Genomic DNA, 3,827 nt, shown 5'->3' with positions numbered 1-3,827 from the left:
AGCGTGTTCTTCGACTGCCTTTTGAAATAAATAAATCTTTCGCTGTAGCTCAATCTCTGTTAAAATTTTATGCATATTCATTTCCATCTCGTTTTGAATATATGAAGCCTGATCTAAACCGTCAGGCTTTTTTAATATCCGAGTTTTTCTTTCCGTTCACTGATTTCGTCATGAAACAAATCATCAACTGTTTCAATTCGATTCATCCAGCTCTTTGACATAACAAGAAGTGCTTCAACTCTTGATTTATCAATACTTTGATATTCTTTAGGCACGACCTTTAAACCAAGACAGCTCAATAACTCGCAAAACAATTCAATTTCGTTCAAGCCATTGTTTTTCTTGTCTGTTTTCATTCTTGTAACTGTGCTTGGATCAACACCAAGTTGCTCAGCAATTTCTTTTTGATTGCTCGAGTCAAGTCCGTGCAATATGCGTGATGCGTCATTTCTGGCGCTTGCACTTAATTCAATTGATACTTTGCTCATGGTGGTTCCTAAGCAGTTAAGGTTTGAAATTCTTTTAACGATGGACACAACTCAGTCGCTTTAAATTTTCCATCTGTAGCTTTTTCGGCACGCATGGCAACAAGCTCGGACATACTCCTTGTCCCTCTCACCCATGCTGAGACCGCTGGCTGTTTTACTTGTAGTGCGTTGGCAGTGCTTTCTTGGCTGCCAAAATGCTCAACAAGTAGCTGAAACTTATTATTAGTTTGCTCACTCATAGTTATATCTCCAAAAGATATAATCCATATTATAACTATAGTTATTTACAGTCAATAGTTATAGTTATTTGATTATATATAACCTAGGTTATATATTGTTATAAATATTTAAGGTGTGTTGTTATGTCACTTAAGGAACGCTTGAAAGAATCAAGAAAAAAAGCAGGAAAGACACAAGCGGAAGTTGCAGAAGCTGTAAAAATCTCCCAACCTGCATATCAAGCTCTTGAATCAGGAAGAAATCAAAAATCTGCATTTCTCCCTATGATTGCTCAATTTTTAGGTGTTGATCCTTATTGGCTTACAACTGGTAGTTCAGCCGATACCTTTGAAGCAAAGGACCTGCATAAACCTACTGTTGTTGAATATGACTCAGATAATGAATTTGTTTGGATCGATGTAGTAGAGGCTAATTTTTCCTGCGGTACTGGCGAATCTATAGAATTTCACTTTGATGTTATTAACGGAAAATTTCCGTTTTCACCTGCATTTATGAGAGATAAAGGTGTTACTGAAAAGACAATGAAAATCATCAAAGCTAAAGGCGATAGTATGGCTGATTTCATCAAAGATGGTGATTTGGTTGGTATTAACCTTGCCCAAACTGAAATTATTGATGGTGAAATTTATGCTTTTTATTTCGCTGGTGAAGGAATGATTAAGCAAATATTCAAAGAGGCAGACGGGTCATTAATTCTTCATAGTTTGAATGAAAAATATAGAGACAAAATAGTAACTGAGGATAATGGTTCTAATTTTAAAGTAATGGGACGTCAATTTTGGCGAGCTGGATAATTAAAACACCTTAAAGAAAAGAGAACATTATGATAGCAACACTTAATAAATCTAAAACTGCGCTAACAATTAATCGCCAAGAATTTAAATTGGCATTAGATAAAATTGGCTCAGGAATTGACAAACAAATAGCCTCTCTTAAAAAAGCTAAACAAAGCTATGATGCTGCGGAAATCGCACGCGAGGTCATTACTGAAGCAAACATCTTTGAAGCCATTATTGAAGGCTTTAACGAAGCTGAAGAAACTAGTCTGAAGTTAGCTGACATAACAAATCTTGAAGTTGCTCAGGGATGGGTGGATGAGTTTTTAGAAAAATATTCAAATGCATAAATAAAAAACTGCGAACCCGACGCAAATAATAACTTGCTAAATATTAGGTGTAGGTATATGAGTGAATCAACTGATAAATTTACTTGGGCTAGAGCATTTCGTGATATTGGTGTTAAATCTATATCATCAGGGCAATTCCCTATTTTTTGCCTCTTCATCTTGCTTTTAATTATTTTGGCTATTCGGAATAAGGTGTGGAATCTTCCACTGGTAAAGGTGGATATCTATATGGTTTCAAGTGTGGAAATCTCTCTGTACAAGTAACACAAATAGATGAGTAATCGAATGGTGTTAATAAGCGCAAACAACATTCACAGCGAATTATGCTTTCAAGTAAATCATCAAACTCTTTCGCTGTTATTTCAACATTTGGGTCCATATTCAAAGAAGGATAAGGCGGTTTATGGTGTTTGTTAAACAATAATCTAGCCCTTAATGTTTCAAAGTTATATCCACGTCCTTGACGGTTAATAACCTTAGCTACACCATTTAATGCTTCTGTATAGCCATTTGTTACTCGATAGTCAAAGTAGTTAAGAATTTCATTGCGCCACTCTTTAAAGATCGTTATTAAGGGCTTGAAATCTTTTTTAGACTTATTCATTTCTGGTGGGACCGTAGCTAGCCATTCATTTAGTAAGTCTTCAGCTTCTTGTCGAGTGGGCATTTCATAGATCAAGTAGAATAGCTCTTTAAGTCCATGTGCTATAGCAATATCAGGCTCATTCTCAAGCCACATATCTACGTTATATTTGCCTTTTTCATCCAAGTTCTTGTAACGCATACGAAGTAGTGATTTTCTTCGCATCCAGTCGCGCCCAATAGCCTTTACACGGTCTTTAGATAAATTTATGCGAATACCATCCATTGCTTGGTTCGCCATTCTAACAACATGAAATTTATCAACAACGATTGCTGCATTTGGATAGACTGCACTCACTACTGACTTATAACCAGTCCACATATCCATCGCAACAACCTGAACAGGATCATCTCGATGTTTCCAAAGATAATCTGATATCGTGGGCTTTTCCCTATTTATGAGCATATCAATAGGTTTTCGTTTTTCTATATCAGTGATAATGAAGCGCATTTCACCATCAATTTTGGTTTCATCTATACCAACCATTTTAGGTAATACTGGTTTGTAATTTGTTGTGAGGAAATTAATATAGTCATGAGCTATTGAACGAATAGACTTCTCATCACAACCAATATTTTCAGCAATACGTGTAAAAGTATCTTTGAGGCATTGCGATTGAATGTATCTAACACAACGCACTGTCATGCGCATTTCAGGATGAATATCTGTCACAGGCTGAATAAACGTTCCGCCACAGTCTTTGCAGCGGTATCTTTTAAGAATCGCATTTACGATAACTGGTGACCCACGAACAGGGCTATCACGATATGCAACTGGCTTTGGTCCATGTTTATAAAACGACTGAGAACCGCATTTTAAACAGGAAGCTGGTTGAACCAGGTATTCAGCCTTGATAACTAGTTCATCACCTTGTTCAACACTTAATACAGCCCAATTTGAAAGGCTAAGGATGTCAGTCAATGGACTGTTCCTGCTCACCACCAATAATCGCAGTTACCAATGCTTCTCCAAAATTATCAACCAGAGTCCCAGTACACTCTTCACAATGAAAAACACCTTTCTGCCCTTTAGGGTTTTGGCGAGTTAAAAGAATATAATCTACACTTCCACACATGTCACATTTCACCATACTAAACCACCCCACTTTTAAGTCTATTAGTTAATATCTCTTCTAACTCATCGCCCGTAACAATCATTGCATCAGGCCAATATTCTGGACTTGTTCGATCGGGAAGTTCGGCTACATCTTGTATCACTATGTTTATTAAACTATCTATTTCTTGTTCAGTCATTTCAATTATTCCACACGATATTCCGAAATAAGAATATAGCACAGTTTAATTAATTACACACGATATTCCGAATAGCC

General features: G+C 36.5%; 7 protein-coding genes. 2 read left to right on the top strand and 5 right to left on the bottom strand.

The window, feature by feature from the left end:
* Nucleotides 1-131: 131 nt before the first annotated feature.
* Together GGG_RS0118390 and GGG_RS0118385 are read right to left on the bottom strand one after the other, a co-directional pair.
* Nucleotides 132-488 carry a transcriptional regulator gene (locus GGG_RS0118390; protein ID WP_010117387.1) on the bottom strand — a complete coding sequence of 119 codons (357 nt, stop codon included), beginning with the start codon at nt 486-488 and terminating at the stop codon, nt 132-134.
* Between the two features lie 8 nt (nt 489-496).
* Nucleotides 497-727: a Cro/CI family transcriptional regulator gene (locus GGG_RS0118385; RefSeq protein ID WP_010117685.1), complete on the bottom strand. Its 231-nt coding sequence runs from the start codon at nt 725-727 to the stop codon at nt 497-499.
* A gap of 123 nt (nt 728-850) precedes the next feature.
* Between GGG_RS0118385 and GGG_RS0118380 the strand changes: the two genes are divergently transcribed.
* Together GGG_RS0118380 and GGG_RS0118375 are read left to right on the top strand one after the other, a co-directional pair.
* Complete coding sequence (locus tag GGG_RS0118380; RefSeq protein ID WP_010117683.1) at nt 851-1,522, top strand: S24 family peptidase; 672 nt, start codon at nt 851-853, stop codon at nt 1,520-1,522.
* Nucleotides 1,523-1,551: 29 nt separating this feature from the next.
* Nucleotides 1,552-1,854 carry a hypothetical protein gene (locus GGG_RS0118375; RefSeq protein ID WP_010117682.1) on the top strand — a complete coding sequence of 101 codons (303 nt, stop codon included), beginning with the start codon at nt 1,552-1,554 and terminating at the stop codon, nt 1,852-1,854.
* A 178-nt stretch (nt 1,855-2,032) separates the two neighbouring features.
* Here the strand turns inward: GGG_RS0118375 and GGG_RS0118370 are convergent, their stop codons facing one another.
* The 3 genes from GGG_RS0118370 to GGG_RS21195 are packed head-to-tail and all read right to left on the bottom strand — an operon-like array spanning nt 2,033 to nt 3,750.
* Complete coding sequence (locus tag GGG_RS0118370) at nt 2,033-3,418, bottom strand: ISL3 family transposase (RefSeq protein ID WP_010117680.1); 1,386 nt, start codon at nt 3,416-3,418, stop codon at nt 2,033-2,035.
* The gene (locus GGG_RS21095; protein ID WP_157998086.1) at nt 3,411-3,587 is read right to left on the bottom strand and encodes a hypothetical protein; all 177 of its coding nucleotides are present in this window, start codon (nt 3,585-3,587) and stop codon (nt 3,411-3,413) included. Before GGG_RS21095 ends, GGG_RS0118370 begins: the two co-directional genes overlap by 8 nt.
* 1 nt (nt 3,588) lies before the next feature.
* Nucleotides 3,589-3,750: a hypothetical protein gene (locus tag GGG_RS21195; protein ID WP_010117678.1), complete on the bottom strand. Its 162-nt coding sequence runs from the start codon at nt 3,748-3,750 to the stop codon at nt 3,589-3,591.
* Nucleotides 3,751-3,827 lie beyond the last annotated feature (77 nt).

Source organism: Acinetobacter sp. P8-3-8, from assembly GCF_000214135.1.
Classification (GTDB): Bacteria; Pseudomonadota; Gammaproteobacteria; order Pseudomonadales; family Moraxellaceae; genus Acinetobacter.
The sequence above is the reverse complement of the archived record's forward strand: the minus strand, read 5'-3'. Positions and strand labels throughout refer to the sequence as shown.

Bases quoted from the DNA above. Each gene is read 5' to 3' on its own strand.
- GGG_RS0118390 (WP_010117387.1), bottom strand. From the start codon at position 488: ATGAGCAAAGTATCAATTGAATTAAGTGCAAGCGCCAGAAATGACGCA.
- GGG_RS0118385 (WP_010117685.1), bottom strand. From the start codon at position 727: ATGAGTGAGCAAACTAATAATAAGTTTCAGCTACTTGTTGAGCATTTT.
- GGG_RS0118380 (WP_010117683.1), top strand. From the start codon at position 851: ATGTCACTTAAGGAACGCTTGAAAGAATCAAGAAAAAAAGCAGGAAAG.
- GGG_RS0118375 (WP_010117682.1), top strand. From the start codon at position 1,552: ATGATAGCAACACTTAATAAATCTAAAACTGCGCTAACAATTAATCGC.
- GGG_RS21095 (WP_157998086.1), bottom strand. From the start codon at position 3,587: ATGGTGAAATGTGACATGTGTGGAAGTGTAGATTATATTCTTTTAACT.
- GGG_RS21195 (WP_010117678.1), bottom strand. From the start codon at position 3,750: ATGACTGAACAAGAAATAGATAGTTTAATAAACATAGTGATACAAGAT.